This is a genomic window from Streptomyces sp. NPDC014801 (genome assembly GCF_043082085.1).
Taxonomy (GTDB): Bacteria; Actinomycetota; Actinomycetes; order Streptomycetales; family Streptomycetaceae; genus Streptomyces.
Window position 1 is genome coordinate 60,277 of sequence record NZ_JBIBXG010000015.1, and the last position, 26,381, is coordinate 86,657.

Below are 26,381 nucleotides of genomic sequence, written 5' to 3' on the forward strand. Positions count from 1 at the left end.
TGTACGGCCTTCGGTGTCAGCGGTGCCGGATCAGCGGTCCACGATCCGGTCGAACTGCGTGGTGGTGTGCCGCAGATGGGCCACCAGTTCCTCGCCGACCTTCGGCTCCGGCGCGTCGGCGGGCACGAACAGGATGGACACCTGCATGTGCGGCGGCTCGGCGAACCAGCGCTGCTTGCCGCCCCAGACGAACGGAGAAAGGTTCCGGTTCACCGTGGCGAGACCGGCGCGGGCGACGCCCTTGGCCCGGGGCATGACGCCGTGCATCGCCTTCGGGGCCTCCAGACCCACGCCGTGCGAGGTGCCCCCGGCCACGACCACCAGGAAGCCGTCGGACGCGGCCTTCTGCTGCCGGTAGCCGAAGCGGTCGCCCTTGGCGACCCGGGTGACGTCCAGGACCGCGCCGCGGTACTCGGTGGCCTCGTGGTCGCCCAGCCACAGCCGCGTGCCGATCCGCGCGCGGAACCGGGTCTGCGGGAACTGCTGCTGCAGACGCTGCAGTTCCTCGGCCTTGAGGTGGCTGACGAACATCGTGTGCAGCGGCAGGCGGGCCGCCCGCAGCCGGTCCATCCAGCCGATGACCTCCTCGACGGCGTCCGAGCCGTCGGTGCGGTCCAGCGGCAGATGGATGGCGAAGCCCTCCAGGCGGACGTTCTCTATGGCGGCGTGCAGCTGCGGCAGGTCCTGCTCGCTGATGCCGTGCCGCTTCATCGAGGACATCACCTCGATGACCACCCGTGCGCCGACCAGGCCGTACACGCCGTCGATGGACGAGACCGAGCGCACCACCCGGTCGGGCAGCGGCACGGGCTCCTCGCCGCGCCGGTAGGGGGTCAGCACCAGCAGGTCGCCGCTGAAGAAGTCCTTGATCCGGGCGGCCTCGTACGTCGTGCCGACGGCGAGCATGTCGGCCCCGAGCCGCGTGGCCTCCTCGGCCAGCCGCTCGTGGCCGAAGCCATAGCCGTTGCCCTTGCAGACCGGGACCAGACCCGGGAACTGCTCCTGCACGTGCTTGTGGTGCGCCCGCCAGCGCGCGGTGTCGACGTAGAGCGTGAGCGCCATGGCCGGACCTGGAACCTTTCTCGTGGCTGCGGTGTGTCCGCGTGGATCGGAGGAGTCGCGGTGCGCCGGAGGTGCCGAGGCACCGCGGGGGAGGTCAGCGACGCGACATGTAGATGTCGAGCGCCTTGTGCAGGAGCTTGTTCAGCGGGAAGTCCCACTCGCCGAGGTACTCGGCCGCCTGGCCGCCGGTGCCGACCTTGAACTGGATGAGGCCGAAGAGGTGGTCGGTCTCGTCCAGCGAGTCGGAGATGCCGCGCAGGTCGTACACGGTCGCGCCGAGCGCGTAGGCGTCGCGCAGCATCCGCCACTGCATGGCGTTGGAAGGCCGCACCTCACGGCCGATGTTGTCGGAGGCGCCGTAGGAGTACCAGACGTGCCCGCCCACGATCAGCATGGTGGCCGCCGCCAGGTTCACGCCGTTGTGGCGGGCGAAGTACAGCCGCATGCGGTTGGGGTCCTCGCTGTTGAGGGCCGACCACATGCGCTGGAAGTACGACAGCGGGCGCGGCCGGAAGTGGTCGCGCACGGCCGTGATCTCGTACAGCCGCTGCCACTCCTCCAGGTCGTGGTAGCCGCCCTGGACGACCTCCACGCCGGCCTTCTCCGCCTTCTTGATGTTGCGGCGCCACAGCTGGTTGAAGTTCTTGTGGACCTCTTCCAGGGAGCGGTTCGCCAGCGGCACCTGGAAGACGTACCGGGGCTGGACGTCGCCGAAGCCGGCGCCGCCGTCCTCGCCCTGCTGCCAGCCCATGCGGCGCAGCTTGTCGGCCACCTCGAAGGCGCGTGGCTCGATGAAGTCGGCCTCCAGGTCGCGCAGCCGCTTCACGTCCTGGTCCTGGATGCCCTTCTTGATGGTTTCGGCGTTCCAGCGCCGGATCACCACCGGCGGGCCCATCTTCACCGAGAAGGCGCCCTGCTGCTTCAGATGGGCGAGCATCGGCTCGATCCAGTCCTGCAGATTCGGCGCGAACCAGTTGATGACCGGGCCCTCGGGCAGATACGCGAGGTAGCGCTTGATCTTGGGCAGCTGCCGGTACAGCACGAGCCCCGCGCCGACCAGCTCGCCGGTGCGGTCGTCGAACCAGCCGAGGTTCTCCGAGCGCCACTCCGCCTTCACGTCCGCCCAGGCCGGGACCTGCATGTGACTCGCCGACGGCAGGCTCTGGATGAAGGCCAGATGCTGCTCGCGACTGATGGTCCTCAGGGTCAGGCTCATTCGGGGCGCTCCTCGGGCTGGTGTGTCCCCATGGGTCAGGGGCTCCGGCTCTGGTGCCGAAGCCTACTGCGCCCACGGAGCGCCCCTGCTGGGCGCACGGCAGATCTCGCCCGGCCGCGCGGCGGCCGGGTGAGTCCCGTGGTCGGAAGGGTGGGAGGTGTCGGGTCGGGTCAGAAGAGGCCGCCGAACAGACCGCCGTTCGCCATCCCCAGGAAGAAGCCGACGCCGGACGCGCCCATGCCCACGACCATGCCGAAGCGCTCGCGGGTCGTCACCGAGATCCACTGGCCGAAGGCGCCGCAGAGGAGGCCCACCAGGCCGGCCCAGGAGCTCAGCAGGTGCAGGCTGTCCGCGGTCAGGGCGGTGATGAAGGACAGCACGCCGAGGACGAGGGTGACGACGAGCAGCGTGTCCTGGAGGGGATGAGGCTTTCCGTCCGTGGCCAGCAGGCCGGAGGCGGTCTTGGGTCGCAATGCCTGTGCCATAGGGCACCTCCTGCGGAAGACGGCGCATCGTAGCGCCATACACACCCGATGTGTACAGATTGTCTGTCCCTCCGGCCGGATTTCAACCGGAAGCGGGTGTGCAGGTAGTCTGTAACGTCTGCACCGGTGTCTGCCCAGGCCGCTTCGAGACGGGCCAGGGCGATTGTGCCGCCCGACCGACGATTGTCAGTGGTGGCCGATACCGTTGCGTACGCATCACAACCCTCCTGCCACGGAACGACCGTGGCCGCTGAGTCCAAAGGAGGTGGGTTCCACATGCGTCACTACGAGGTGATGGTCATCCTCGACCCCGATCTCGAGGAGCGCTCTGTCTCCCCGCTGATCGAGAACTTCCTTTCTGTCGTCCGTGACGGTGGCGGAAAGGTCGAGAAGGTCGACACCTGGGGCCGTCGTCGTCTCGCGTACGAGATCAAGAAGAAGCCCGAGGGCATCTACTCGGTCATCGACCTGCAGGCCGAGCCCGCGGTCGTCAAGGAGCTCGACCGGCAGATGAACCTGAACGAGTCGGTCCTCCGGACCAAGGTCCTCCGCCCCGAGACCCACTGAGCCTCCCGCTCAGCTGATCTCGGGATTCCGAGCAGCACCACCAGCAGCCAGCAAACCCGCCGAGAGGTTCCCCCATGGCAGGCGAGACCGTCATCACGGTCATCGGCAATCTTGTCGACGACCCCGAGCTGCGCTTCACCCCCTCCGGTGCGGCGGTCGCGAAGTTCCGTGTCGCGTCCACTCCCCGCACCTTCGACCGCCAGACGAACGAGTGGAAGGACGGCGAGAGCCTGTTCCTGACCTGCTCGGTCTGGCGTCAGGCGGCGGAGAACGTCGCCGAGTCGCTCCAGCGAGGCATGCGCGTCATCGTGCAGGGCCGGCTGAAGCAGCGGTCCTATGAGGACCGCGAGGGCGTCAAGCGCACGGTCTTCGAGCTGGACGTCGACGAGGTCGGCCCCAGCCTGCGCAACGCCACGGCCAAGGTCACCAAGACCGCCGGTGGCGGTGCCCGCGGTGGCCAGGGCGGTTACGGCGGCGGTGGCGGCCAGGGTGGCGGCGGCTGGGGCGGCGGCCCCGGCGGCGGCCAGCAGGGTGGCGGCGCTCCGGCCGACGACCCCTGGGCGACCGGCGCTCCCGCCGGTGGCAACCAGGGTGGCGGCGGCTGGGGCGGCGGCTCCGGCGGCGGTGGCGGCTACTCGGACGAGCCCCCCTTCTAGACCGTGCGGCCCGGTCCTGCGGGCCGGTCCCGGTCGAGGGTGGGTCGTACCCACACTTCTTGATCACACAGGAGAAACACCATGGCGAAGCCGCCTGTGCGCAAGCCTAAGAAGAAGGTCTGCGCTTTCTGCAAGGACAAGGTCACGTACGTGGACTACAAGGACACGAACATGCTGCGGAAGTTCATTTCCGACCGCGGCAAGATCCGTGCCCGCCGCGTGACCGGCAACTGCACGCAGCACCAGCGTGACGTCGCCACGGCCGTCAAGAACAGCCGTGAGATGGCGCTGCTGCCCTACACGTCCACCGCGCGCTAAGGGAAGGGTGACCGACTCATGAAGATCATCCTCACCCACGAGGTCTCCGGCCTCGGTGCCGCGGGCGACGTCGTCGACGTCAAGGACGGTTACGCTCGCAACTACCTGATCCCGCGGAAGTTCGCTATCCGCTGGACCAAGGGTGGCGAGAAGGACGTCGAGCAGATCCGTCGTGCTCGCAAGATCCACGAGATCCAGACCATCGAGCAGGCCAACCAGATCAAGGCCCAGCTCGAGGGTGTGAAGGTCCGTCTGGCCGTCCGCTCCGGCGACGCCGGCCGCCTGTTCGGTTCCGTCACCCCGGCCGACATCGCCTCCGCGATCAAGGCCGCCGGCGGTCCCGACGTGGACAAGCGTCGCATCGAGCTCGGCGCGCCGATCAAGACCCTGGGCGCCCACGAGACGTCCGTGCGTCTGCACCCCGAGGTTGCCGCCAAGGTCAACATCGAGGTCATCGCGGCCTGACCGCGTGATCGCTGCGCTCGCTTGAGCCAGTGAAAGGGGCCGCACCCGTGAGGTGCGGCCCCTTTCGCATGCCCTGAGGCGGGGTGTTTCACGTGAAACGAGAATTGGTGGCGTCGCCGTTGTTTCACGTGAAACGGAGAGACGTCCGGGTCAGCGGGTCGCGCCCGTCACCAGCCAGCGGCCCGAGCGGGCGCGCAGCCACAGGGTCAGCAAGCGCACGGTCATCATCAGCGCCATCGCGGCCCACAGGGCGGTCAGCCCACCGCCCAGCGTCGGGACCAGCAGGGCCACCGGGGTGAAGACCGCCAGGGTCAGCAGCATCGCCCCGGCGAGGTAGGGGCCGTCACCGGCGCCCATCAGGACGCCGTCCAGGACGAAGACGATGCCGGAGATCGGCTGCGAGAGAGCCACGATCAGCAGGGCGGGCAGCGCGGTGTCCGTCACCGAGGAGTCGCTCGTGAACAGGGGCAGAAAAAGCGGCCGGGTGAGCACCACCAGGGCCCCGAGCACGACACCGACCGCGATGCCCCACTCGACCATGCGCCGGCAGGCGGCGCGCGCACCGTCGGTGTCGCCCGCGCCGAGATAGCGGCCGATGATGGCCTGCCCCGCGATGGCGATGGCGTCGAGGGCGAAGGCGAGCAGGCTCCACAGGGACAGGATGATCTGGTGGGCGGCGATGTCGGCGTCGCCCAGGCGTGCGGCCACCGCGGTGGCGATCATCAGGATGGCGCGCAGGGAAAGCGTGCGCACCAGCAGCGGGACGCCGGCTTGCGCCGAGGCGCGGATGCCCGTGACATCGGGACGCAGGGAGGCGCCGTGCCGGCGGGCCCCGCGGACGACCACCGTGAGGTAGACGGCGGCCATGCCGCACTGGGCGATGACCGTGCCCCAGGCGGATCCGGCGATACCGAGGCCGGCCCCGTAGACGAGGACCGCGTTCAGGGCGGCGTTGGCGATGAAACCGGCGACGGCGACGTAGAGCGGTGTCCTGGTGTCCTGCAGTCCTCGCAGCACACCGGTCGAGGCGAGCACCACCAGCATGGCCGGGATGCCGAGAGCGGAGATCCGCAGATAGGTGGTGGCGTACGGTGCGGCGGTGGACGACGCGCCGAAGAGGTCGACGATCGCCGGTGCCAGGGGGAGGACGGCGGCGATGACGGCCGCGCCGATCAGGACGGCGAGCCAGATGCCGTCCATGCCCTGCCGGATGGCGGCCGGGAGGTCACCGGCGCCCACGCGGCGGGCGACGGCGGCCGTGGTCGCGTAGGCGAGGAAGACGAAGACGCTCACGGCCGTGGTGAGAAGGGCCGAGGCCACACCGAGTCCGGCGAGCTGGGCCGTGCCGAGGTGGCCGACGATGGCACTGTCGGCCATGACGAAGAGGGGCTCGGCGACGAGGGCGCCGAAGGCCGGAACGGCCAGCGCGACGATCTCTCGGTCGTGCCGGCGGCGGGTGGCCCTGGGGGTCGCGGGAGCCTGTGTCATGTGCACTAATCTAGTCGTCCACAGGTAAGAGATGCAATGTGATACTGACCCTTACTTCTCTCGGGGATGGGCACATTCGCGCGCAGTGTTCGAAGCGATCTTGGGCCGACTGGGGAAGTTTTTCTTCTGCACAGCCCGTGGACGGTGAAACCGCAGGTCACAGGCGTCCTCGCGGAGAGGGAGCGAGCTTGTTCACAGTGCTGTCCACCGGGTCGTGCACAGGTTTGGCAAGGTTCTCCACAGCATCGGGCCCGTCGTCCACATGGCCTGTGGATAACCAGATTGGCTGACGCCCCCGAGGGGCCTACCGTTGTCCGGCGCCCGCTCCGTCCGCCGGTGGCAGAACCGCCACAAAACCGGCGCACCACAAACGGAGTCGGGCCTCTCGGTTTGTCAGTGCCGTGCCCTAGAAAAGAGGGGCACGGCGAGGTCCGCTCGGCGGACGGGAGGAGGTGGCTCGGTGAGCATTTCCGAGCCCTTGGACGACCCGTGGGCCGACAGCAGCCCCAGTGATCGTCTGCCCGCCTCCCGTCGGCGCGGCGACGGCGGCCGGGTCCGCGAGGAGCAGCACGACCGCGGCCGGGACAGCGGGGAGTGGGACGGCGGCGGCACGACGTTCGAGCGCGTCCCGCCCCAGGACCTCGAGGCCGAGCAGTCCGTCCTCGGCGGCATGCTGCTGTCCAAGGACGCGATCGCGGACGTCGTGGAGATCCTCAAGGGCCACGACTTCTACAAGCCGGCCCACGAGACCATCTTCCAGGCGATCCTCGACGTCTACGCCCGGGGCGAGCCGGCCGACCCCATCACCATCGCCGCCGAGCTCACCAAGCGGGGTGAGATCAACAAGGTCGGCGGCGCATCGTATCTGCACACCCTCGTCCAGACCGTGCCGACGGCGGCCAACGCCGAGTACTACGCCGAGATCGTGCACGAGCGCGCGGTCCTGCGCCGTCTGGTCGAGGCGGGCACGCGCATCACCCAGATGGGATACGCGGCCGACGACGACGTCGACGAGATCGTCAACCGCGCCCAGGCCGAGATCTACGCCGTCACCGAGCAGCGCACCAGCGAGGACTACCTCCCGCTCGGCGACATCATGGAGGGCGCACTCGACGAGATCGAGGCGATCGGCTCGCGCAGCGGTGAGATGACGGGCGTGCCCACGGGCTTCACCGACTTCGACTCGCTCACCAACGGTCTGCACCCCGGCCAGATGATCGTCATCGCGGCCCGCCCCGCCATGGGTAAGTCCACCCTCGCGCTGGACTTCGCCCGCGCCGCGGCGATCAAGCACAACCTGCCGAGCGTGATCTTCTCCCTCGAAATGGGGCGCAACGAGATCGCGATGCGCCTGCTGTCCGCGGAGGCCCGTGTCGCGCTGCACCACATGCGCTCCGGCACGATGACCGACGAGGACTGGACGCGCCTGGCCCGCCGGATGCCGGACGTCTCCGCCGCACCGCTCTACATCGACGACTCCCCGAACCTGTCGATGATGGAGATCCGCGCCAAGTGCCGCCGCCTCAAGCAGCGCAACGACCTCCGGCTCGTCGTCATCGACTACCTCCAGCTGATGCAGTCCGGCGGCTCCAAGCGCGCCGAGAGCCGCCAGCAGGAGGTGTCGGACATGTCCCGTAACCTCAAGCTGCTGGCCAAGGAGCTGGAGATCCCCGTCATCGCGCTGTCGCAGCTCAACCGTGGCCCCGAGCAGCGCACCGACAAGAAGCCGATGGTCTCGGACCTGCGTGAGTCCGGCTCCATCGAGCAGGACGCCGACATGGTCATCCTGCTGCACCGCGAGGACGCCTACGAGAAGGAGTCGCCGCGCGCGGGCGAGGCCGACCTGATCGTGGCCAAGCACCGTAACGGCCCGACGGCGACCATCACGGTCGCCTTCCAGGGCCACTACTCGCGCTTCGTGGACATGGCCCAGACCTGACGTTGCGGCGGACCGTGCCGTCTGCGGCCAAATGCGGTCGACGCGGGCGGCCCGGGCAGGTGGACTGGGGCGTATGACGACATCTCACGAAGAGCTGCTGCCCGCCACCCGGCGCGCCCTGCTGCACCGGATCGCCGTGGCCCAGGCGGACGGACGGGCCCCCTCGCTCGTCGCGGCCGTCGTCCGCGACGGGCGGACGGTCTGGCACGGTGCCCGTACGTCGGTCGACGGCCACGGGCCCGACGAGAACGTGCAGTACCGGATCGGCTCGATCACCAAGACGTTCACGGCGGTCCTGGTGCTGCGGCTGCGGGACGAGGGGCTGCTCGACCTCGGTGACCCGCTGGAGAAGCACCTGCCCGGGACCGGCGTGGGGGAGGTGACGATCCGTGACCTGCTCGCGCACACCGCGGGTTTGGCGGCAGAGTCACCGGCTCCGTGGTGGGAGCGCACCCCGGCGTCGCTGCGCCCCGAACTCGCCGACGTCCTGGGGGAGCAGCCGCTGCGGCACCCGGTCGGACAGCGGTTCCACTACTCCAATCCGGGGTTCACGCTGCTCGGGGCGCTGGTCGAGGAGGTGCGGGGCGAGCCCTGGGAGCAGGTACTGCGGCGCGAAGTGCTCGAACCCCTGGGCCTGCATCGCACCGATGTGCGCCCGAGTACGCCGCATGCCGGGGGCTGGGCGGTGCATCCCTGGGCGGATGTGCTGCTGCCCGAGCCGGCGGAGGACCTCGGCCGGATGGCCCCCGCGGGCCAACTGTGGTCCACCACGGGCGACCTGGCGCGCTTCGCCGCCTTCCTCGCGCGGGGTGACGACCGGGTGCTCAAAGCGGCGTCCCTGCGGGAGATGCGGACGCCCGCGGCGCCCGCCGAGGCGGCGGACGTGGCCGGCGGCTACGCCTACGGGCTCGGTCTGGAGGTCCGGCACCACGAGGGGCGGCTGCTGGCCGGGCACTCCGGGTCGCTTCCCGGCTTCCTCGCCGGTCTCGTGTTCAGCGTGGAGGACGACCTCGCCGCCGTCGTCCTGGCCAACTGCACGTCCGGGCCTGCGGTGACCACCGTGGCCGCGGAACTGGTGGGGATCGTCGCGGAGGCCGAACCGCGTTTCCCGGACCCCTGGCGCCCGCTGCGCGAGGCCGATCCGGCGGTGCTGGAGCTGGCTGGGCCCTGGTACTGGGGGACACAGGGCTATGGGCTGCGGCTGACGGCCGACGGACTGGTGTCGCTGGAACCCCTCACGGGCACCGGCCGGCGCTCGCGCTTCCGCCCGAACGGTGACGGCACCTGGACCGGGCTGGAGGGCTATTACGCCGGGGAGGTCCTGCGGGCCGTGCGACGCCCGGACGGCTCCGTCGACCACCTGGACCTCGGCTCGTTCGTGTTCACGCGCCTGCCGTACGACGGGAACGCCGAGGTGCCGGGCGGTGTCGATCCGCAGGGGTGGCGGGGCGTCGGCTGACCCGCTCACAGGACGAGGGGGCCTGTTTCACGTGAAACAGGCCCCCTCGTGGCGTCACGGCGCCTGTGTCACAGCGACAGCTTGAAGCCCAGGTGCGAGGCCTCGAACCCGAGCCGTTCGTAGAACCGGTGGGCATCCGTCCGGCTCTTGTCCGAGGTCAGCTGTACCAGTTGGCAGCCCAGGCGCCGGGATTCCTCCACCGCCCACTCGATGAACCGCGTGCCCAGGCCACCGCCGCGCTCATCGGCATGGATGCGCACCGCTTCGATGATCGACCGGGTGGCCCCGCGCCGTGAGAGGCCGGGGATGATCGTCAGCTGCAGGGTGCCGACGACGCGGCCCTCGCGGACGGCGACGACCAGGCGCTGGTTCGGGTCCGTGGTGATGCGCTCGAACGCGGTCAGGTACGGCTGGAGGTCGTCGGGCGATTCGCGCTGTGCGCCCAGCGGGTCGTCCGCGAGCATGCCGACGATGGCAGGGACGTCGTCGGGGACGGCGGGGCGTATCTCAAGATCTCCCATGGCCGCACCCTACGCTGCGGCGACCGGGGCCTTCAGGGTCTCCACGGCGTGTACCAGCGGGGCGAGCTCCGGGTTCTTCGCGGCCTCGTCGAGCGCTTCGCGCAGCGCGGCGTCGTTGGTGGGCCGGGCCTCCTCCAGGAGCTTCAGGCCGGCCTCCGTGACGTTGGTGTAGATGCCACGACGGTCGGTGGGGCACAGGTAGCGCTCCAGCAGGCCCCGGTCCTCGAGCCGGGTGACCAGCCGGGTGGTGGCGCTCTGACTGAGGACGACGGCGTCGGCGACCTGCTTCATCTGCAGATGCCCGCCGTCTCCGTCGTGCTGCCGGCTGAGCACGTCGAGCAGGGAGTACTCCCGCACGCTGAGCTCGTGCCGCGTCTGCAGGGCGCGCTCGATGTGCGCCTCGATCCTCCCGTGCAGCAGAGAGAGCGCGCACCAGCCCTGAGCGAGGGCGGTGAGCGCGGGGTCGGTCGCTGTCATCGGCGTGTTCCTCCCGTCCCGGAGCGGCTGCTGTCCAGGATAGGGCAGCGGCGCAATAGAGCGCGCTTGCAAGTATCCCGCGTCTGCAACTATTGTGGACGCACGCAAAGCGCACCTGCAATCGTCTGGGAAGGTAGTACCCCCGCCATGCCTCTCGCGCTTCTGGCCCTCGCGATCGGGGCCTTCGGAATCGGAACGACCGAGTTCGTGATCATGGGCTTGCTGCCCGAGGTCGCGGGCGACTTCGGGGTCTCCATCCCGACGGCCGGCTTCCTGGTCACCGGCTACGCGCTCGGCGTCATGTTCGGCGCGCCGCTGATGACCGTCCTCGGCACCAAGATCCCCCGCAAGCGGATGCTGATGCTGCTGATGGCCCTGTTCATCGCCGGCAATCTGCTCTCCGCCGTCGCCCCCGTCTTCGCGGTCATGTTCCTCGGCCGTGTCGTCGCCTCACTGGCCCACGGCGCCTTCTTCGGCATCGGCTCGGTCGTCGCGGCCGAACTGGTCGCCCCCGACAAGAAGGCCGGCGCCATCGCCATGATGTTCACCGGCCTGACCGTCGCCAATGTCGTCGGCGTGCCGCTCGGCACCCTCGTCGGTCAGACCGTCGGCTGGCGCGTCACCTTCGCCATCGTCGCCGTCCTCGGCGTCGTCGGCCTGCTCGGCATCGCCAAGCTCGTCCCCGAGATGCCCAAGCCGGAGGGCGTCCACCTGCGCCACGAGCTGGCCGCCTTCAAGAACGTCCAGGTCCTGCTCGCGATGGCGATGACCGTCCTCGGCTTCGGCGGCGTCTTCGCGGCCATCACCTACATCGCGCCGATGATGACGCACGTCGCCGGCTTCGCCGACGGCTCGGTCACCTGGCTGCTCGTCCTGTTCGGTCTCGGCATGGTCGGCGGCAACCTCGTCGGCGGCAGGTTCGCCGACCGCGCCCTGATGCCCATGCTGTACGTCTCCCTGGGCGCCCTGGCCGTGGTGCTGGCCCTCTTCACGCTCACCGCGCACCACAAGATCCTCGCGGCCGTCACCATCGCCCTGATCGGCGCGCTCGGCTTCGCCACCGTCCCGCCGCTGCAGAAGCGCGTCCTCGACCAGGCCCACGGAGCCCCCACGCTGGCCTCGGCGGTGAACATCGGCGCCTTCAACCTGGGCAACGCCCTGTCCGCCTGGCTCGGCGGACTCGTGATCTCGGCCGGGCTCGGCTACACCGCCCCGAACTGGGTCGGCGCCGTCCTCGCCGCGGCCGCCCTGCTGCTCGCCCTGCTCTCGGCCGCCCTCGAGCGCCGGGCCGACAGTCCCAGCGCCGTGATCGCCGCCTCGGTGCCGGCCGAGCAGCGCACCGCCGTCCACCACTGACCCGTTCCCGGGAGCAGCGCACGCGAGCGCGGCTCCCCCGCACCACCGCACCACCCCTCATCAAGGAGAACCTCGTGAGCACCACCACCGCCGTGTCCCCCCTGGCCATCCAGGACGCCGAGACCCTCGTCGCCGCCGCCCACCAGGCCGCCGAGGCCGCGGGCGTCACCGTGAGCGTCACCGTCCTGGACGCCGGCGGCCACCTCCTCGCCTTCCGGCGGGACGACCGGGCCGTACTGATCTCGGGGGAGACCAGCACCCGCAAGGCCTACACCGCGCTCCAGCTCGACACCCCCACCGCCGACCTGGTCGACGCCGTGCAGCCCGGTGGCCTCTTCCACACCCTGCCCACCGCGCTCGACCGGCCGCTGCTGTTCATCGCGGGCGGCGTCCCCGTCCACCGTGACGGTCGGCTGATCGGTGCCATCGGAGTCGGCGGCGGTGCGCCGGAGCAGGACCACGCGTTCGCCACCGCGGCCGTCGCCACGCTGGCCTGACGGCAGCCGCGTCGGCCCTGCAGCGTCGCCCCCACGCCACAGCGCCGGTCCCTTCCCGGGACCGGCGCTGTCGTCTGCCCTCCCGGGCGCGCGGAGGTCAGCCCGCGGCCACCGTCACCGGGGCGAACCGCCGGCTCCAGTCACCCGGCAGTTCGGTGATGCCGTGGGTCATGACGGCGTTGAACGCGACGGACGCCATCCCGTGCTCCTTCGCCCAGCTCAGCAGCTCCTCGTGGCGCACGTCGATGTCGGTGCGCAGGGGCCGGTCGGTGTGGGCGGCGAGGGAGGCCATCAGCGCCTTCGCCGTGCGGGTGTCCCGGGCGATCAGCGGGCCCACCACATGGGTGTCCATGTTCGGCCAGGCGGCCGCGTAACCGATGATCCGGCCGTCCTCCTCGGCGACACGCAACTGGTCGGCGAAGGCGGGCAGCCGGGTCACGATGTGGGTGCGATCGGCGCCGAACACCTCCTCGTCGAGGCGGAGGATGGCCGGCAGATCTTCCGCCGTCGCCGCCCGCGTCGCCACGGCCACCTCTGCGTCGTCCGCCGTGAGGTGGCCGCGGAGCATCTCCGCCCGGCCCGTCGTCTTGAAGCCCAGCTCCTCGTAGAGCGGCCGGCCGTTCGGGGTGGCGTGCAGGGTCAGTGGGGTGGTGCCCTGTTGCGCAAGGACGTGCCGCATCATTCGGCGCCCGACTCCCTGACGGGCGTGGCGTCCGGCGACGAGCACCATGCCGATGGCGGCGAGCGCGGGGCGTTCCCGTGTTCCGTACTCGGTGACGACGCAGGCGCTGACGAGGCCGCCGTCAGGATCGTCGATGCCGTAGCCCGTGCCCGCGGTGAGGAGGAATCCCCACTTGTGTTCCTCCCGGGGCCAGCCACGGTTCTCGGACAGGTTCGCGCAGGCGTCGAGGTCGCGCAGGGTCAGACGACGGATGGGCAGAGCGGCGAGGGAAACAGTCGGCACGCAGGTCAGGCTGTCGGACGGGGGGCCCTGCCGTCCACCTGTTTCACAGCACACGTACGCGCTTTTGGCCATGTCGTGGTCCGGTGGACAGCCCGATGTGGTCCTGGAGACAGCTCGGCGACAGCCCGCCGATGTTTCACGTGAAACGGCAGGCGTGGATCTCCTCGCCAACAGGCGGCGTGGATGTCTTCATCAACGGACGGCGCGGGTCTCCTGAGCCCAGGTCTCCTCAGCCCAGGTCCGGGGCGTGCATCGCGCGGACCCCTTCGATGTTGCCGTCGAGGTAGTGCCGCAACGACAGCGGAACGAGGTGCACGGAGGCGATGCCCACACGGGTGAACGGCACCCGGACGATCTCGTACTCGCCGGCCGGCGCATCGACCTCGGGGCCGTGCCGGAGGGAGGGGTCCATGGACTCCAGACGGCAGACGAAGAAGTGCTGCACCTTCACACCGGTGGCACCACCGTCCTCGCCGATGTGCTCCACCGTGTCCACGAAGCACGGCACCACGTCGGCGATCTTGGCTCCGAGTTCCTCGTACACCTCGCGGTGCAGGGCGTGCACGACGGTCGGGTCTTCCGGCTCGACGCCGCCGCCGGGCGTCACCCAGTAGGGATCCACGCCGGGCTTCGTGCGCTTGATCAGGATGAGATCGTCACCGTCCAGAAGGACGGCGCGGGCGGTGCGCTTGACCACGGGTCGGACGGTCATGGGAGAAATGTGGCCCGGCGCGTTCCGCATGAAACATCCCCGCTGGTTTCACGTGAAACATGGCGAACCGTGACCAACCGGCGCCGTACGGTGACGCATGGCGCGTGCTGCATGCCGCGTCCCGCATGACCCGTCCGGACAGCCTCAGGACCAGTCGACGGCCGCCTGCTGGAGACGCTCATGGGCCCGCGCTATATGCGGCAGGGCCAGGGTGCCGGTACGCACCACCAGGAAGTAGGTCCGCAGCGGAGGCACCGCCGGATGGTGCAGCGCCACGACCTCCCCCCGGTCCAGGGCGCTCGCACACAGGTACCGGGGCAGGACGGCGAGCCCCGCCCCCGTCGCCGTACAGGCGAGGACCGCGCGCAGGTCGGGAACGATGACCGCGCCGGAGGTGGCGGGACGGGCATCGAAGACGGAGGCCCAGTAGCGGGAGACAAAGGGGAGCGACTCGTGGACCTCGACGACGGGCAGGCCCTCCAGGGCCAAGGCGCCCTTGCGGCACACTGCGTCCGGGCCGAGGCGTTCGGCCCAGTGGGGGGCCGCGATCAGGACGTGTTCCTCGTCGCAGAGCGTGGTCGCGGTGAGCAGGGGGCCGCGCGGCCGGGCGGTGGTGATGGCGAGATCGTGATGGCCGGCCGCCAGACCGTCGAGCGCTTCCTCGGCGGTGCCGAAGGACGCGCGCAGCGCCAGGCCCTGTCCGTCCTCGCCGGTCAGCTCCGCCAGGGCCGGCAGGGCGCGCTCGGCGGTGAACTCGGGAGGCCCGGCCAGATGCAGACTCCGTAAGGAGGACTCCTCGTCCAGTCCCGTCTCGGCGATCTCCACCAGGGCGTCCAGATGCGGGGCCGCCTTGTGCGCCAGCTCGTCGCCGATGGTCGTCGGGGTCACGCCCCGGGCCTGACGCAGGAAGAGAGGGCGGCCGAGCTGCCGCTCCAGGGTCCGGATCTGCGAGGTCACGGCGGGCTGGGACAGGCCGAGCAGCGCGGCGGCCCGCGTGAAGGAACCCGCGCGGTGCACGGTGACGAAGGTGCGCAGCAAGGCCAGATCCATGGCGTGCCCTCCCCCTCTCGCCGTCTGTTCGGGGTCCCCGGCAGCGCGCCCCACTATAAATATGTCGATAGGTCTCTGTCGCTACGGTGATTGGACACTGACACAGAGTCAACTAGCCTGGTTCGCACGGTTCTTCGCGCGCGGAACCGCGGACGGTCCGAGCCACGAGGGGGGAGGCTCGGACCGTCCGTCTTGCGTAGCCGGACCTCCTGCAGATGTCCGGGCGCGGCTCAGTCCGCCGACTCCTCCAGCGCCCGCAGCACGTCCGCCACCAGGTCCTCGGGGTCCTCGGCACCGACCGACATCCGGATGAAGCCCTCCGGCACCGCGTCACCGCCCCACCGGCCGCGCCGCTCGGCCGTGGACCGCACACCGCCGAAGCTCGTGGCGTCGTCCACCAGCCGCAGCGCCTCCAGGAACCGGTCGGCACGCGCCCGCGTGGGCAGCGTGAAGGAGACGACGCAGCCGAAGCGCCGCATCTGCTGGGAGGCGACCTTGTGCGAGGGGTCGTCGGGCAGCCCCGGGTAGCGCAGCCCCGTCACGTCGGGATGCGCGCGCAGCGCCTCGGCCACCTTCAGCGCCGTGGCGCTCTGCCGGTCGACGCGCATCTGGAGCGTGGCCAGGGAGCGGTGCGCGAGCCAGGCCTCCATCGGACCCGGGATGGCGCCCACGATCTTGCGCCAGCGGCGCACGGCGGTCATGGGCTCGCCGGCGCGCCCGACGACGTAGCCGAGCAGGATGTCGCCGTGCCCGGTGAGCTGCTTGGTCCCGCTGGCCACCGCGAAGTCGGCGCCCAGCTCCAGGGGCCGCTGCCCGAGCGGGGTGGCCAGGGTGTTGTCGACGGCGACGAGGGCGCCGCGCGCGTGGGCCGCCTCGACCAGCCTCCGGATGTCGCACACGTCGAGCCCCGGGTTGGACGGCGACTCGATCCACAGCAGCCGAGCGCCGTCGAGCACCTCCAGCTGGGCGTCGCCGCCCGTGGGGGCGGTGCGCACCTCGACGCCGAACGCCTCCAGCTGGGCGCGGACCAGCGGCAGCGCCTGGTAGCCGTCGTCCGGCAGCACGACCGCGTCCCCGGCGCGCAGCTGGGAGAACAGCACCGCGGAGATCGCCGCCATCCCGGAGGCGAACACCAGCGTCTCCACGCCGTCCGCGCCCGGCGCCTCCAGCTCGCCCACGGCCCGCTCCAGCAGGGTCCAGGTGGGGTTCTCGTCGCGGCCGTAGGTGTAGGGGCCGGTGGGGTCGCCGGGCAGATGGAAGTGCGCCGCGAAGACCGGCCCCGGCAGCGTCGGTTCGTGCTTCACCGGCTCGGGCAGTCCCGCCCGTACCGCGCGTGTGCCCTCGCCCGGACCCTCGCCCGCGTCGTTCATGCCGCCCGTCCTCCCAGCTGCTCGCGTACCGCGGCGAGCAGACCCTCGCTCGCCGTCTCCACCATCTCAAGGCATTCCTCGAAGCCGTCCATGCCCCCGTAGTAAGGGTCCGGTACGTCGAGGTCGTCGCCCGCGGCGGGGTCGTAGGAGCGCAGGAGCCGTACCTTGTCCTCGTCCCGCCGGGTGGGGGCGAGGCGGCGCAGCGCCTTCAGGTGCCCGGTGTCCAGGGCGATCACCAGGTCGAGGCGCGCGAACCAGGACGGCTGGAACTGCCGTGCCGTGTGCGCGGTGCCGTAGCCGGCCTCCCGCAGGACGGCGACGGTCCGCGGGTCGGCGGCGTCGCCCTCGTGCCAGCCGCCCGTCCCGGCGCTCTCGACCTCGACGAGACCGTCGAGGTCCGCGTCCTCGACGCGGGCGCGGAAGACGGATTCGGCCATCGGGGAGCGGCAGATGTTGCCGGTGCAGACGAAGCAGACGCGGTAGGTCATGCGGGCCTCAGTCCTCGTCGGGCAGGACGACGTGCAGCGCCCAGGACACGATCGAGATGATCAGGCCGCCGAGGACGGCCGTCCAGAACCCCTCGACGTGGAAGCTCAGGTCTATCTTGCCGCTCACCCACGAGGTCAGCAGCAGCATCAGCGCGTTGACGATCAGGGTGAACAGGCCGAGCGTGAGGATGTACAGGGGGAAGGTGAGGACCTTCACCACCGGCTTGACCAGGAAGTTGACCAGGCCGAAGATCAGGGCGACGACGATCAGCGTGACGGCCTTCTTGCCGGTGCTCGCCCCGGTCAGAGTGATCTTGTCAAGCAGCCATACGGCGACCAGCAGGGCTCCCGCGTTGGCGATCGTCTTGACTACGAAATTCTTCATGTGTCTGATCGTGGCAGACAGACACGGCCATGAGCAGAGGCGAGGGCGGACCCGGGCGATGAAGGCTTTCCGGCTGGACGAACTGGAGGCGGAACGCGCCGCCAACGAAGGGGCCTATCTGCAGTTCCTGCGCGAGCGGAACATGTCCGTCGGGCTGTACGCCCTCAACTCGGGCGAGCACGACCCGCAGAAGCCGCACAACCAGGACGAGGTGTACTTCGTCGTCAGCGGGCGCGCCTCCCTCACCGTCGGCCTGGAGACCACGGAGGTGGCGCGCGGCAGCGTGGTGTACGTGCCCGCCGGGGTCGCCCACAAGTTCCACCACATCAGCGAGGACCTGCGGGTTCTGGTGGTGTTCTCCCCGCCGGAAGGCTGAGGCCCGCCCCCGGGTTCCCTAGGGGATCGGTCAGGGGAGGACAAGGGATGCGAGGCCCCCGCCGGCACCCCCCACGGCCCTAGCATCGGGTGCAGGACATCCAGGAGAACCCGGCACCCGTCAACGGGCCGGAACGGAAAGGGCGAAGGCGATGCGAGAGATTTTCGCGGGACTGCCGTGGTGGGTGAAGTGGGTCGCGGTGCCGGTCATCGCCCTCGTCGTGTTCGGCGGTGTGATCGCGTCCGTCGTCGGGTTCGTGATCGGTCTGCTCTTCAAGCTGCTGGTCTTCGTGGCGCTGGTCGGCGGACTGATCTACGTCGTGCGGAAGTTCACCGCGGGATCGTCCTCACGCAGCGACTGGTGAGCGGCGCCGGCCGAGGGCACCGGCCGGCGCGGGCCGCCCGCGAAGGGTGAGCACCGAGGGGAATCGGGTGTTCCCTCGGGGGAGGGAAGTTTCCGGTCGGCCATTTTGCCGAGGGCGGCGGACGGTTAGAGTCCGGAATCCGGTGCGGGGCCGACCCCCCGCGCATGACGGACACCCCCGCACCCGTGTTCCCCGCACGGGCTCCCCTCGCGCTCCGGGAGTGACCCTTGGCCACGGTTGACACCGCCCCCGCGGAACCGCACGCACCCCCCACACGGAACCGCTCCACCACACCCCCACTGCAACGGCCGGCCCCCACACAGGGCCCCGGACAGCAGGCGGCGACCACTCTGATCAGCTCGGTACAGCGCGCGATGCGCCTGCTGGAAGCCGTCACCGAGCACCCCTGCGGCGCCCCCGCCAAACAACTGGCCCGCGAGACCGGGCTGGCCCTGCCCACCGCCTACCACCTGCTGCGCACCCTGGTGCACGAGGGCTATCTGCACCGGGAGAAGGGCCTGTTCTTCCTCGGCGAGTCGGCCGAGCGGCTCGGCAGCAGCGGGGCGGAGCAGAAACGTCGCAGCACGATGGTGGACACCCTCGCGCAGTGGCGCGATTCCATCGGTGTCCCCGTCTACTACGCCATGTACCGCGACGGCGAGATCGAGGTCATGTGCGTCTCGGACACGCCCGGCAACCCGGCGGTCGAGGAGTGGGCCGACTTCCGCGAGACCGCGCACGCGCACGCCATCGGGCAGTGCCTGCTCTCCCAGCTGGACGACAACGCCCGCCGTGACCACCTCTCGCGCCACCCGGCGCAGGCCATCACCCCGTACACCGTGTGTGACAACCGCACCCTCCTGCGCCGCCTGGAACGCCTGCCGCGCATGGAGCCGGTGATCGAGCGGCAGGAGTACGCCCTGGGCACGGTGTGCGCGGCGGTACCCATCACGGTGGGCACCACGGCCGCGACGATGGCCATCTCCCTTCCCGTCCACCAGGCCGAACGGCTGCTGCCCGCGGCGCGCCGGCTGCAGGACGAGATCGGACGGCTGCTCGGCTCGCTGGCGCTCTCTATCAGTATCTGAAAACTCACTCCTTGTGATCTCGCGTACACGTCGAGCAACATGCCACCAGTGTCAAGGGGTTCATTCCCGGCCAGTCGACGGCAAGTGACGGGGTAGGCGAATGCGCGAGTCCGTGCAGGCAGTGCAGGCAGAGGTCATGATGAGCTTTCTCGTGTCCGAGGAGCTCTCGTTCCGCATCCCGGTGGAACTGCGCTACGAAACCGGCGATCCCTATGCCGTGCGGCTGACCTTCCATCTGCCCGGAGACGCCCCGGTGACCTGGGCGTTCGGCCGGGAGCTGCTGCTGGACGGGGTCGGGCGGCCGTGCGGGGAGGGGGACGTCCGCATCGCGCCGGTCGAAGCCGACACGCTCGGCGAGGTCCTGATCCGGCTCCAGGTCGGCGGCGACCAGGCCCTGTTCCGCGCGTCGGCCGCGCCGCTCGTGGCGTTCCTGGACCGCACCGACAAGCTGGTGCCGCTCGGTCAGGAGGGCGCGCTCGCCGACTTCGACGCGCATCTGGACGAGGCCCTGGACCGCATCCTCGCGGAGGAGCAGAGCGCGGGCTGACGCGTCACCGAGGTGGCGTAACGGTTCGCCGCGGGGTGGGGACTGCAGAAACGCTTCTGCGCCGCGGTACGGCGCGGGAGTCGGCGGTACGGGCAGGACGCCTGCCGCGCGGCCAGGAGTTTGCGGTAGGGCACGGCGGCCAGGAGTTTGCGGTAGGGCACGGCGGCCAGGAGCTTGCGGTACGGCACGGTGCCGTCCGGTGGCTCAGCGCTTGCGGCGTCGGCCCCGGCCGCCCCGGCTCGCGGGCGCCGGAATCGAACCGGTGGCCGTGCCGGAACCGGTGGCCGGGCCCGTGGCGCTGCTGCCGCCGTGGCCCGCGCGGCTGCCGGCGCCCCGGCTGCCCGGCGCCGTCCCCGGACGGTCGGCGGAGACCACCAGTGCGGCCAGCGCCGTGGTGACCGGCACCGAGGCGACCAGGCCGATGGAGCCCACCAGCGTGCGCACGATCTCCTCCGCGACCAGCTCACTGTTGGCGACCGTGCCCACGCTGCTCTGCGCGATGGAGAACAGCAGCAGCAGCGGCAGCGCGGCACCCGCGTAGGCCAGGACCAGGGTGTTGACGACGGACGCGATGTGGTCGCGTCCGATGCGGATGCCCGCGCGGTACAGCCCGCGCCAGCCCATCGACGGGTTGGCCTCGTGCAGCTCCCAGACGGCGGAGGTCTGGGTGACCGTCACGTCGTCGAGCACACCGAGGGAGCCGATGATGACGCCGGCCAGCAGCAGACCGCTCATGTCGATCGACGGGTACAGGCCGTGGATGAGACCGGTGCTGTCGTCCGTGTTGCCGGTCAGCGCGGCCCAGCCGATGAACAGCGAGCCGAGGACGCCGATCAGCAGCAGCGAGATCAGGGTGCCGAGGACCGCCACCGAGGTACGGGCCGACAGCCCGTGGCACAGGTACAGGGCGATGAGCATGATGGCGCTGGACCCGACGACGGCGACGACCAGCGGGTTCGAGCCCTGCAGGATCGCGGGCAGGATGAAGAGGTTCAGCACCAGGAAGCTGATGGCCAGCGCGACGAGCGCCATCACCCCGCGCAACCGCCCCACGACCACGACGGCGAGCGCGAAGATGCCGGCCAGCAGGGCCATCGGGAAGCGCCGGTTGACGTCCGTGACCGAGTACTGCAGGTCCTTCGGGGCCGACGGCTCGTAGGCGACCACCACCTGCTCGCCCTGGTGCAGCTGCCGCGTCTGGTCCGGCTGCACGATCTCGGTGAACGTACGGCCCTTGTCCTTGCCGGTGTCGACCCGGACGGTCGCCTTCTTGCAGGTGCCGGCGGCCTGTTGCCGGCCGGAGGAGCCCTCCGCGGTGGAGGCGTCCCCGGTCGGGGCGGTGCCGGAGGCGTTGACAGACGCGCAGCTCACCTCCACCAGCCGGGTGACCGTGGCCTGCTGGGTCTGGCGGTCGAAACCGACGCCGGTGCGCGCGTGGCCCGGGGCGCCGCCGGGCCACAGCACGCAGAGACCGACGACGACCGCCGCGGCGAAGGGGATCAGGATCGCCGCGATGACCTTGCGCAGATGCCGGGAGACGGGAGCGGCGGGCCCGTGACTGTGACTGTGCGAGTGCCCGGGCCCGTGTCCGTGGCCGGAATGCCCGGGCCCGTGTCCGTGGCCGGAATGCCCGGGCCCGTGTCCGTGGCCGGAATGCCCGGGCCCGTGTCCGTGGCCGGAATGGCCAGGCTCGTGTCCGTGGCTGGAAGTGCCGTGGCCCGGTCCGTGCCCGTCACCGTGGCCGGACCCTTGTCCGTACCCGTGCCCGTGCTCGTCCCCGTGCCCGTGCTCCCGGCCGTAGTCGGCGGCCGGGAAGTACCCCTCTTCGGCCTGGTGGCCGGGGCCTCTGGAGCCCTGGCCGCGCGGCGGTTCGGACGGCGGATACGGGGGCGGGGGTGTCGTGGTCACCGCCCGATCATCGCAAGAACGACAGGGGCCCTCTGTTCACCGCGCCCGAAGGGACGCTAGCGTGGAGACACCTTTGCACACGCGGGAGCTCGGAGCACCGGGCTGAGAGGGCGCTGACCTCCGTCTGCGCGATGTTTCACGTGGAACATGACGTCCCACGCCGAAACGTCGGCCGACGGTGACCGCTGCGTCGACCGCCGAACCTGTTACCGGGTAATGCCGGCGTAGGGAGTAGGTCTGATGACCAACAAGGACGCACGCACGCCTGCCTCCGTTCAGAGCGAGACCGCTCAGGAGGCCGGGAAGTCCATCGGCTGGCACAAGGCATACGTCGAGGGTTCACGCCCCGACCTGCGGGTGCCGGTCCGTCAGGTGCACCTCACCAACGGGAAGTCGGTCACGCTGTACGACACGTCCGGCCCGTACACCGATCCGCTCGTCGACACCGACGTCCGCAGGGGCCTGGCGCCGCTGCGGGAGAACTGGATCATCGCCCGCGGCGACACCGAGGAGTACGCGGGCCGTCCCGTCCGTCCCGAGGACGACGGGATCAAGCACACCTCGCCGCGGGGCGGTCTGCGCAACCTCGACGCGGTCTTCCCCGGGCGGCCGCGCCAGCCCCGTCGCGGCCGTGACGGCCAGGCGGTCACGCAGCTCGCGTACGCCCGCCGGGGCGAGATCACCCCGGAGATGGAGTACGTGGCCATCCGGGAGAACGTCTCGCCCGAGGTGGTCCGCGAGGAGATCGCGGCGGGCCGGGCGGTGCTGCCGGCCAACGTCAACCACCCGGAGATCGAGCCGATGATCATCGGCAAGCGGTTCCTGGTGAAGGTCAACGCCAACATCGGCAACTCCGCGGTGACCTCCTCCATCGAGGAGGAGGTCGAGAAGATGACCTGGGCGACCCGCTGGGGCGCCGACACGGTCATGGACCTGTCCACCGGACGCAACATCCACACCACCCGCGAGTGGGTGCTGCGCAACTCCCCGGTGCCCATCGGCACGGTGCCGCTGTACCAGGCGCTGGAGAAGGTCGACGGCAAGGCCGAGGAACTGACCTGGGAGATCTACAAGGACACGGTCATCGAGCAGGCCGAGCAGGGCGTGGACTACATGACGGTCCACGCGGGCGTACGCCTGGCGTATGTGCCGCTCACCGCCAACCGCAAGACGGGCATCGTCTCGCGCGGAGGCTCCATCATGGCCGCGTGGTGCCTCGCCCACCACAAGGAGTCGTTCCTCTACGAGAACTTCGAGGAGCTCTGCGAGATCCTCGCCGCGTACGACGTGACGTACTCCCTCGGCGACGGCCTCAGGCCCGGCTCCATCGCGGACGCCAACGACGAGGCGCAGTTCGCGGAGTTGAGGACCCTCGGGGAACTCAACACGATCGCCAAGCGTTTCCACGTACAGACCATGATCGAGGGCCCGGGCCACGTCCCGATGCACAAGATCAAGGAGAACATCGACCTTCAGCAGGAGATCTGCGATGAAGCTCCGTTCTATACGCTCGGCCCGCTGACCACGGACATCGCTCCGGCGTACGACCACATCACCTCCGGCATCGGCGCCGCGATGATCGCCTGGTGGGGCACGGCGATGCTCTGCTACGTCACGCCCAAGGAGCACCTGGGCCTGCCCAACCGGGACGACGTCAAGACCGGTGTGATCACCTACAAGATCGCCGCGCACGCGGCCGACCTCGCCAAGGGGCACCCGGGCGCGCAGGAGTGGGACGACGCCCTGTCCGACGCCCGGTTCGAGTTCCGGTGGGAGGACCAGTTCAACCTCGCGCTGGACCCGGACACGGCACGGGAGTTCCACGACGAGACCCTGCCGGCGGAACCGGCCAAGACGGCCCACTTCTGCTCGATGTGCGGACCGAAGTTCTGCTCGATGAAGATCTCGCAGGACATCCGCCGTGAGCACGGCGGCAGCCAGGCCGAGATCGAGGAGGGCATGGCGCAGAAGTCGAAGGAGTTCGCGGCGGCGGGCAACCGCGTCTACCTGCCGATCGCCGACTGACGCACGCGCACACCACCAGCGGGCGGGCGGTGCTCCCCACGGGCGCAGGTGCTTCCCGTGCGGGCGCACCGCGCGGGAAGCACGGCCCGCCCGGGTTCATTCCGGCTGGTGTTCCGGGCCTCCGAAGTCCGGGCTGGTGTAGTCCGGACTGGAGAAGCTCGGGCGCGGGCCGGCGGTGGGGCCGTCGTCGGGACTGGTGAACCCCGGCCGGTCGTACCCCAGGCGCGGGATACGGCTGGTCGGCACCGACGGGGACACCGGGTACGGCGTCGTCGTACCGGGCTCGGAGAGGGCGTCGCGCAGAAAGGGGATGATGCCGCGTTCCAGCAGGGCCTCGTGCCAGGCGTCCCGGGCCTGGGCCAGTTCCTCGGGCAGTTCGCCGTAGCCGCCGGGCTCGGCCGGGGCACGGTTGCGCAAGGCGGTGAGCAGCAGGCCGACGGTGGCGACAAGGATCGCGGCCGCCGTGAGGGCGGCGAAGACCCAGCCGGCGGTCACCATCGTCCCGGCAAAGGCGGGCTGCGGGTCGAGCATCTTCAGGACGTACCCGACGAGCAGGAAGATCGCGGCGGCGGTGCCCGCGAGGACGGGGGCGAGGACGGCGACGACGGCGACGGCGCCCGCGCCGGTGCTCTCGGCCATCTCCCCCATGGTGGCCGCGAGCCCGATAGAGGAGCTGTCGGGTTCCCCGGGACCCGAGGTGCGGCCGGTGGCCGAGGCGGCCGGGGCCGGATGGCGCAGTTCCTCGCGGACCTTGACGTAGTGCTGGTACTCGGTGGCGGCCGAGGCGGTGATGAGTGCGGTGGCGCCCAGCGCCATACTGCGCAGCTGTTCGATGCTGAGCCGCTGACCGGCGGCGGACAGCTCCGGGCGGTGTGGTGCGGAGCGCAGCGCCTCATCGAGGATCCGCTCGTACGCCTGGCGGTCCTCGCTCAGCAGGTGCTGCGGAACGCTGTTCATGTGCATCCCCCGATGCTCCGTAGGGCTTGGGGCTCGCATGACGACGAGCCGTCGGGCAGAAACGGAGGGGAGCCTGCTACGGATAAGCCGATGGTAGAGCGGCGACCGCTCGCGGTGACAGGGGGTTTGCACAAATTGCCGGTGGCCCCGGCGCGTTGAGGGCTGCCGGGCCGCGCGGTGCCCGGCGGGGCCGAACGCGCGGCGGACCGGTGCGCTCGAACCCTCAGCCACCCAGCGGCAGTTGCTGGACCAGCAGCTTTCCGGCCATCGTCACGCCGCCGTCCATCGCGATGGCGAGCCCGTCGGCGTAGACGTGCGGGCCCTCGACGACGGGACCGGTGCCGTCCTCGCCGTCCTCGGAGCCGACCTCGCCGAGCAGGTAGGGAATCGGGCTGTGACCGTGAACGATGCGGGTGCCGCCGTACGTATCGAGCAGGGAGCGGACGGCGTCGGCGCCGCCTTCGTCGCGGAAGGAGAAGCGCTTGGTGAACTTGCGGAACAGATCCCAGCACTCGTCCGCGTCGTTGCGGGTCAGCGTCTCGCGGACGGTGTCGTTGACGGCCTCGATCGAGTCGCCGTAGTCGAGGTAGGCGGTGGTGTCGGAGTGCACGAGCAGATAGCCGTCGACCTCCTCGACGGCGTCCAGGCGGGCCATCCACTGCAGGTGGTGGTCCTGGAGGCGGTCCATGTCGGTCTTCTGGCCGCCGTTGAGCAGCCAGGCCGCCTGGAAGGTGGCGGTGCCCGCACCGGAGTTGACGGGGGTGTCGCCGAACCGCTTCGCGCCGAGCAGCAGCAGCTCGTGGTTGCCCATGAGCGCCTTGCAGTAACCGCCGGCCGCCGCGGCCTCCGCGGACAGCCGCATCACCAGGTCGATGACGCCGATGCCGTCGGGTCCGCGGTCGGTGAAGTCGCCGAGGAACCACAGTCGCGCGGTGCCGGCGCACCAGTGGCCCGCCGCGTCGATCAGCCCCTTGTCCTGCAGCGCGGCGATCAGCTCGTCGAGGTAGCCGTGCACGTCGCCCACCACGAAGAGGGGGCCGGGGCCGGGCGCGGGCTGCGCCGGGGCGGGTGCGGGGGCGGCCGCCGGGTCGACGGCCACCTGCACGGTGTCGCCGCGGTTGATGACGGGCAGGTCGCGCTCGGTGGGCGTGTAGCCCTCGGGCACCTCCAGCGGGTCCTCGCCGGCGGGCGCGACGGGCACGACGGGTTCGCCGGGCTGGGCGCTGTGGGCGAACGGACCGGTCTCATGGACGTACGCGGGCACCCGGAAGTCGCGCAGCGTCGCCGTCCGCTCCACCTCGGGTCCCTGACCGGCCCCCTGAGTCATCGACCCCTCCACCATCGCGCCGCATCTGCACCGCTTCGGACTGCCTGGTCGCAGCGGCCCGCGGTGTCGTGGGCCCATCATAGGAATGCGGATCGTGCCGTGTGATGACCCAGGGGTGGTGAATCGGAGCAAGACTCCTGTTCACCGCGGCTTTCGCCCCGTTTGGGAAGGGCTTTCCCCACCTGGTCGCCCCGCGGTCGCGGTCCCGGCGGCGCCGGTCGGGGCATCGCCTCGCCCTCGGACGGTCCGTCGTCGCCGGGGGCCTCGTCACCGCCGAAGGTGAACCGCCGCCCCCGGTTCCTGGCCCCTGCGCC

The 26,381-nt window shown here is 70.6% G+C and carries 28 protein-coding genes and 1 riboswitch; of the genes, 13 read left to right on the forward strand and 15 right to left on the reverse strand.

The features are described 5' to 3' along the window. Positions 1–30: 30 nt before the first annotated feature. From ACF1AL_RS32780 to ACF1AL_RS32790, 3 genes are all read right to left on the reverse strand, one after another. Positions 31–1,062, reverse strand: a complete 1,032-nt coding sequence (locus ACF1AL_RS32780) for an alanine racemase (protein WP_366835176.1) — start codon at positions 1,060–1,062, stop codon at positions 31–33. A gap of 94 nt (positions 1,063–1,156) precedes the next feature. Then, positions 1,157–2,278: a peptidoglycan bridge formation glycyltransferase FemX gene (gene femX / locus ACF1AL_RS32785; RefSeq protein WP_366835175.1), complete on the reverse strand. Its 1,122-nt coding sequence runs from the start codon at positions 2,276–2,278 to the stop codon at positions 1,157–1,159. A 170-nt stretch (positions 2,279–2,448) separates the two neighbouring features. Beyond that, positions 2,449–2,763 (reverse strand): hypothetical protein, encoded by a 315-nt coding sequence (locus tag ACF1AL_RS32790; protein ID WP_366835174.1) that lies wholly within the window; start codon positions 2,761–2,763, stop codon positions 2,449–2,451. Positions 2,764–3,039: 276 nt separating this feature from the next. Here ACF1AL_RS32790 and rpsF point away from each other — a divergent pair, with 276 nt between their 5' ends. The 4 genes from rpsF to rplI all read left to right on the forward strand — a co-directional run bounded on the left by rpsF (position 3,040) and on the right by rplI (position 4,769). Beyond that, on the forward strand, positions 3,040–3,330 hold the full coding sequence (rpsF, locus tag ACF1AL_RS32795; RefSeq protein ID WP_009189556.1) for a 30S ribosomal protein S6: 291 nt from the start codon (positions 3,040–3,042) through the stop codon (positions 3,328–3,330). Positions 3,331–3,404: 74 nt separating this feature from the next. Further along, on the forward strand, positions 3,405–3,986 hold the full coding sequence (locus ACF1AL_RS32800) for a single-stranded DNA-binding protein (RefSeq protein WP_384201273.1): 582 nt from the start codon (positions 3,405–3,407) through the stop codon (positions 3,984–3,986). An 81-nt stretch (positions 3,987–4,067) separates the two neighbouring features. Then, the gene (gene rpsR / locus ACF1AL_RS32805; RefSeq protein WP_003949403.1) at positions 4,068–4,304 is read left to right on the forward strand and encodes a 30S ribosomal protein S18; all 237 of its coding nucleotides are present in this window, start codon (positions 4,068–4,070) and stop codon (positions 4,302–4,304) included. Between the two features lie 18 nt (positions 4,305–4,322). After that, positions 4,323–4,769 carry a 50S ribosomal protein L9 gene (rplI, locus tag ACF1AL_RS32810; RefSeq protein ID WP_366835172.1) on the forward strand — a complete coding sequence of 149 codons (447 nt, stop codon included), beginning with the start codon at positions 4,323–4,325 and terminating at the stop codon, positions 4,767–4,769. A 150-nt stretch (positions 4,770–4,919) separates the two neighbouring features. Here rplI and ACF1AL_RS32815 read toward each other — a convergent pair whose 3' ends face one another. Next, positions 4,920–6,257, reverse strand: a complete 1,338-nt coding sequence (locus ACF1AL_RS32815) for an MATE family efflux transporter (protein ID WP_384201269.1) — start codon at positions 6,255–6,257, stop codon at positions 4,920–4,922. Between the two features lie 460 nt (positions 6,258–6,717). Here ACF1AL_RS32815 and dnaB point away from each other — a divergent pair, with 460 nt between their 5' ends. Then, positions 6,718–8,196, forward strand: a complete 1,479-nt coding sequence (gene dnaB, locus ACF1AL_RS32820) for a replicative DNA helicase (RefSeq protein ID WP_391828415.1) — start codon at positions 6,718–6,720, stop codon at positions 8,194–8,196. A 73-nt stretch (positions 8,197–8,269) separates the two neighbouring features. Continuing rightward, the gene (locus tag ACF1AL_RS32825) at positions 8,270–9,655 is read left to right on the forward strand and encodes a serine hydrolase domain-containing protein (RefSeq protein ID WP_391828417.1); all 1,386 of its coding nucleotides are present in this window, start codon (positions 8,270–8,272) and stop codon (positions 9,653–9,655) included. Positions 9,656–9,723: 68 nt separating this feature from the next. Here the strand turns inward: ACF1AL_RS32825 and ACF1AL_RS32830 are convergent, their stop codons facing one another. Both ACF1AL_RS32830 and ACF1AL_RS32835 read right to left on the reverse strand, forming a co-directional pair. Then, positions 9,724–10,176 (reverse strand): GNAT family N-acetyltransferase, encoded by a 453-nt coding sequence (locus ACF1AL_RS32830; RefSeq protein ID WP_391828419.1) that lies wholly within the window; start codon positions 10,174–10,176, stop codon positions 9,724–9,726. A gap of 9 nt (positions 10,177–10,185) precedes the next feature. Continuing rightward, a complete protein-coding gene (locus ACF1AL_RS32835; protein WP_366835167.1) occupies positions 10,186–10,653 on the reverse strand; it encodes a MarR family transcriptional regulator in 468 nt (155 codons plus the stop codon). Between the two features lie 147 nt (positions 10,654–10,800). Between ACF1AL_RS32835 and ACF1AL_RS32840 the strand changes: the two genes are divergently transcribed. Next, positions 10,801–12,009, forward strand: a complete 1,209-nt coding sequence (locus ACF1AL_RS32840) for an MFS transporter (RefSeq protein WP_391702252.1) — start codon at positions 10,801–10,803, stop codon at positions 12,007–12,009. 74 nt (positions 12,010–12,083) lie between these two features. Next, complete coding sequence (locus tag ACF1AL_RS32845) at positions 12,084–12,506, forward strand: heme-binding protein (protein ID WP_391828421.1); 423 nt, start codon at positions 12,084–12,086, stop codon at positions 12,504–12,506. A gap of 97 nt (positions 12,507–12,603) precedes the next feature. Here ACF1AL_RS32845 and ACF1AL_RS32850 read toward each other — a convergent pair whose 3' ends face one another. The 6 genes from ACF1AL_RS32850 to ACF1AL_RS32875 form a co-directional block, all read right to left on the reverse strand. Beyond that, positions 12,604–13,470 (reverse strand): GNAT family N-acetyltransferase, encoded by an 867-nt coding sequence (locus ACF1AL_RS32850; RefSeq protein WP_391828423.1) that lies wholly within the window; start codon positions 13,468–13,470, stop codon positions 12,604–12,606. Between the two features lie 229 nt (positions 13,471–13,699). Further along, positions 13,700–14,182 carry an NUDIX domain-containing protein gene (locus ACF1AL_RS32855; protein WP_384201253.1) on the reverse strand — a complete coding sequence of 161 codons (483 nt, stop codon included), beginning with the start codon at positions 14,180–14,182 and terminating at the stop codon, positions 13,700–13,702. Positions 14,183–14,326: 144 nt separating this feature from the next. Next, the gene (locus ACF1AL_RS32860) at positions 14,327–15,232 is read right to left on the reverse strand and encodes a LysR family transcriptional regulator (protein ID WP_391702258.1); all 906 of its coding nucleotides are present in this window, start codon (positions 15,230–15,232) and stop codon (positions 14,327–14,329) included. 230 nt (positions 15,233–15,462) lie between these two features. Continuing rightward, entirely contained in the window at positions 15,463–16,602 is a 1,140-nt protein-coding gene (locus ACF1AL_RS32865; protein WP_391828425.1) for a cystathionine gamma-lyase, read from the reverse strand. After that, entirely contained in the window at positions 16,599–17,090 is a 492-nt protein-coding gene (locus ACF1AL_RS32870) for a low molecular weight protein-tyrosine-phosphatase (protein WP_366835160.1), read from the reverse strand. Before ACF1AL_RS32870 ends, ACF1AL_RS32865 begins: the two co-directional genes overlap by 4 nt. A 7-nt stretch (positions 17,091–17,097) precedes the next feature. After that, positions 17,098–17,475, reverse strand: a complete 378-nt coding sequence (locus tag ACF1AL_RS32875; protein ID WP_366835159.1) for a phage holin family protein — start codon at positions 17,473–17,475, stop codon at positions 17,098–17,100. 58 nt (positions 17,476–17,533) lie between these two features. On the opposite strand from ACF1AL_RS32875, the gene ACF1AL_RS32880 reads away from it, so the two are divergent. From ACF1AL_RS32880 to ACF1AL_RS32895, 4 genes are all read left to right on the forward strand, one after another. Further along, positions 17,534–17,851, forward strand: coding sequence for a cupin domain-containing protein (locus ACF1AL_RS32880; protein ID WP_366835158.1), 318 nt, complete (start codon positions 17,534–17,536; stop codon positions 17,849–17,851). Between the two features lie 151 nt (positions 17,852–18,002). After that, complete coding sequence (locus ACF1AL_RS32885) at positions 18,003–18,215, forward strand: DUF5326 family protein (RefSeq protein ID WP_366835156.1); 213 nt, start codon at positions 18,003–18,005, stop codon at positions 18,213–18,215. Between the two features lie 350 nt (positions 18,216–18,565). Continuing rightward, positions 18,566–19,303, forward strand: a complete 738-nt coding sequence (locus tag ACF1AL_RS32890; RefSeq protein WP_391828527.1) for an IclR family transcriptional regulator — start codon at positions 18,566–18,568, stop codon at positions 19,301–19,303. A 100-nt stretch (positions 19,304–19,403) separates the two neighbouring features. Beyond that, positions 19,404–19,850 carry an SsgA family sporulation/cell division regulator gene (locus ACF1AL_RS32895; protein ID WP_366835155.1) on the forward strand — a complete coding sequence of 149 codons (447 nt, stop codon included), beginning with the start codon at positions 19,404–19,406 and terminating at the stop codon, positions 19,848–19,850. A gap of 204 nt (positions 19,851–20,054) precedes the next feature. Here the strand turns inward: ACF1AL_RS32895 and ACF1AL_RS32900 are convergent, their stop codons facing one another. Beyond that, a complete protein-coding gene (locus ACF1AL_RS32900; protein WP_391828427.1) occupies positions 20,055–21,758 on the reverse strand; it encodes a YibE/F family protein in 1,704 nt (567 codons plus the stop codon). A 71-nt stretch (positions 21,759–21,829) separates the two neighbouring features. Next, a riboswitch (TPP riboswitch) is annotated at positions 21,830–22,006 on the forward strand. Between ACF1AL_RS32900 and thiC the strand changes: the two genes are divergently transcribed. Next, on the forward strand, positions 21,999–23,783 hold the full coding sequence (gene thiC, locus ACF1AL_RS32905; protein ID WP_366835153.1) for a phosphomethylpyrimidine synthase ThiC: 1,785 nt from the start codon (positions 21,999–22,001) through the stop codon (positions 23,781–23,783). (Overlaps the previous riboswitch by 8 nt.) Before the next feature lie 96 nt (positions 23,784–23,879). Here thiC and ACF1AL_RS32910 read toward each other — a convergent pair whose 3' ends face one another. Continuing rightward, positions 23,880–24,746 carry a hypothetical protein gene (locus tag ACF1AL_RS32910; protein WP_391778166.1) on the reverse strand — a complete coding sequence of 289 codons (867 nt, stop codon included), beginning with the start codon at positions 24,744–24,746 and terminating at the stop codon, positions 23,880–23,882. Positions 24,747–24,963: 217 nt separating this feature from the next. After that, entirely contained in the window at positions 24,964–26,082 is a 1,119-nt protein-coding gene (locus tag ACF1AL_RS32915; RefSeq protein WP_366835151.1) for a metallophosphoesterase, read from the reverse strand. Positions 26,083–26,381: the final 299 nt, after the last annotated feature.